Annotated in this window: 1 protein-coding gene; it reads left to right on the forward strand. The window is 64.5% G+C overall.

The window, feature by feature from the left end; genetic code table 11:
- Positions 1–1,082: condensation domain-containing protein (locus AB4Z42_RS28340; RefSeq protein ID WP_442012570.1), on the forward strand; the 1,082-nt coding region annotated here is incomplete at both ends.

Raw genomic sequence — 1,082 nt, forward strand, 5'->3', positions numbered from 1 at the left:
ACCCGGGCGTTGCCCACACCGGAGTACACCGCCAGTGCCTACCGGGCTCCCAGCACCCGCACTGAGGAGATCCTCGCCGGGATCTACGCCGACGTGCTCGGTATCGAACGGGTCGGCATCGACGACTCCTTCTTCGAACTCGGCGGAGATTCGTTGTCGGCGATGCGTCTCGTGGCTGCGATCAATACCGGCCTGGATGCCGGGGTTTCGGTGCGGACGGTGTTCGAGGCACCCACGGTGGGCCAGCTGGCGCTGCGCGTCGACGTGGGTGCGGGCCGGTTGGCGCCTTTGTTGGCCGTGCAGCGGCCGTCGATGGTTCCGCTGTCATTCGCGCAAAGCCGGTTGTGGTTCATCGATCAATTGCTTGGCCCCTCAACGGTGTACAACGTTCCGGCGGCTATCCGGCTGGGCGGACGTCTGGACGTTGAGGCGTTGGGGGCGGCGCTGGGCGATGTGGTGAGCCGCCACGAATCGCTGCGCACGGTGTTCGCTGCAACCGGAGGTGTTCCCCGGCAGGTGGTCATCGCGCCCGAATGCGTCGATGTCGGCTGGCAGATTGTCGATGCGACTGCCTGGTCCGCAAGTGAGTTGGGACAGGCCGTGGAGGCGGTGATTCGTCATCCGTTTGATCTTGCGGCTGAAATTCCGTTGCGGGCGCGGCTTTTCCGGGTTTCGGATGGTGAGTATGTGCTGGTGGCGGTTGTGCACCATATCGCTGCTGATGGTTGGTCGATTACCCCGCTGGTTCGGGATCTGGGGGTGGAGCAGCAGSTGGCTGGGGTGGCCAGGGATCAGGGTGCGACCAGTTTCATGGTGGTGCAGGCGGCGCTGGCGATACTTCTRGGCAAGCTGAGTGCGAGTTCTGATGTGGCGGTTGGGTTCCCGATCGCCGGGCGCCGTGATCCTGCACTGGACGAGTTGGTGGGATTGTTCGTCAACACGTTGGTGTTGCGGGTTGATCTGGCCGGTGATCCCACGGTTGCCGATCTACTGGAGCGCGTTCAGCACCGCGCCCTGGCCGCCTACGAGCACCAGGATGTGCCCTTCGAGCTGCTGGTCGACCGCCTCAACCCGGTCCGGTC

Source organism: Mycobacterium sp. 2YAF39, assembly GCF_052114565.1.
Lineage (GTDB): Bacteria > Actinomycetota > Actinomycetes > Mycobacteriales > Mycobacteriaceae > Mycobacterium.